This window comes from Streptomyces sp. NPDC058877, assembly GCF_042742855.1.
In the GTDB taxonomy this organism is placed as follows: Bacteria; Actinomycetota; Actinomycetes; order Streptomycetales; family Streptomycetaceae; genus Streptomyces.
In genome coordinates, this window is sequence record NZ_JBHYMF010000376.1 from 1 (window position 1) to 1804 (window position 1804).

1 protein-coding gene is annotated in these 1804 nt (G+C 70.7%); it reads left to right on the plus strand.

Translation table 11 applies throughout. The features are described from left to right. Positions 1-469 precede the first annotated feature (469 nt). Positions 470-1678: an IS110 family transposase gene (locus ACFW2Y_RS35670; protein WP_384887867.1), complete on the plus strand. Its 1209-nt coding sequence runs from the start codon at positions 470-472 to the stop codon at positions 1676-1678. The last annotated feature ends 126 nt before the right edge of the window (positions 1679-1804 follow it).

Genomic DNA, 1804 nt, shown 5'->3' on the forward strand with positions numbered 1-1804 from the left:
GAAAACTTATTGATCTTGTATTCGGGAGCGGTCCGTTCCGTGTCACCACTCTGTGACAGCAACCACCGCGACGATCGGCCCGCTGTGACCCCGGGATCGCCGAAGGGCCCGGGGGCCGTCCTCGACGACGAGGCCGGCGGCGGCCTCACGAGGCTCGCCCGCGAAGGTCCGGGGCATGCCGAGCGCGGCGCCGACTCGCTCCCCCCCGTTACCTTTTCCGTGGCCCTGAAATGGGGCTCCTGGCCTCCGGGCCCGGCATGACTGTTGCCCCCTGTCGAAGGCATGACCTGGGGGGTGGTGTCACCGTGGCCCGGAGCACCGTTTGACCGCTGATGAGAGGCCTGACCGTCACCTGGCCGAGCGCAATGCCCGGCCGATCGCGGGTGGCAGGTCTGCGTAACGTGGATGCGCGCGTGCGGTGCCGTTGGCCGAGGCCGGGACGGAAGAACGACCACCCTCGGGGGGTGCGGTGCTCGACACCAGTGAGATCGCGGTCTTCCTCGGCCTGGACGTCGGCAAGGGCGACCACCACGGCCACGGCCTGACCGCCGCGGGCAAGACCGTCTTCGACAAGCGGCTGCCCAACAGCGAACCCAAGCTGCGGGCCGTCTTCGACAAACTCACCGCGAAGTTCGGCCGTGTGCTGGTCATCGTGGACCAGCCGGCCTCGATCGGCGCCCTGCCACTGGCGGTGGCCCGGGACTCCGGCTGCGAGGTCGCCTACCTGCCCGGGCTGGCGATGCGTCGCATCGCCGACCTCTACCCCGGCGAGGCCAAGACCGACGCCCGCGACGCCCACGTGATCGCGGACGCGGCCCGCACCATGCCCCACACCCTCCGCGCCCTCGAGCTCGCGGACGAGACCGCGGCCCAGCTGACCGTCCTGACCGGCTTCGACCAGGACCTCGCCGCCGAGGCCACCCGCACCAGCAACCGGCTCCGCGGCCTGCTCACCCAGTTCCACCCCTCGCTGGAACGCGTCCTGGGACCCCGCCTCGACCACCCCGCCGTCACCTACCTGCTGGAGCGACACGGATCACCGGCCGCCCTGCGCAAGGCCGGACGCCGCAGGCTCGTGAGCCTGATACGGCCCAAGGCCCCGCGCATGGCCGAGCGCCTGGTGGACGACATCTTCGACGCACTCGACGAACAGACCGTCGTCGTCCCGGGCACCGGGACACTGGATGCGGTGGTGCCCTCGCTGGCCCGCTCGCTGGCCGCCGTCCACGAACAACGCCGGGCCGTGGAGGCCCAGATCAGCGAGCTTCTGGCGGCCCACCCTCTTTCGAAGGTCCTGACCTCGATGCCCGGCATCGGGGTCAGGACCGCCGCCACCCTGCTGGTCACCATCGGCGACGGCTCGTCGTTCCCGACCGCCGCCCACCTGGCCTCCTACGCCGGCCTCGCACCCGCGACGAAATCCTCCGGGTCCTCCATCCACGGCGAACACGCCCCACGGACCGGGAACCGGCTCCTGAAACGGGCCATGTTCCTGTCCGCGTTCGCCGCCCTGCACGACCCCGCCTCACGCACCTACTACGACAGGCAGCGAGCCCGAGGCAAGACCCACACCCAGGCCCTCCTCCGCCTCGCACGCCAACGCATCAGCGTCCTGTTCGCCATGCTCCGCGACGGGACCTTCTACGAGACCCGCACCCCCGAACCGGCCGCCGCATGACGCGCTCGACCTTGACGAAGGACATAGAGGCACCCCCGTTATGTTCTTCGCGGTCCTGCAAGAGGGCCGCTGGCCTCCGGGCCCGGCATGACTGTGTCCCCCTGTCGAACGGATGACCTGGGGGGT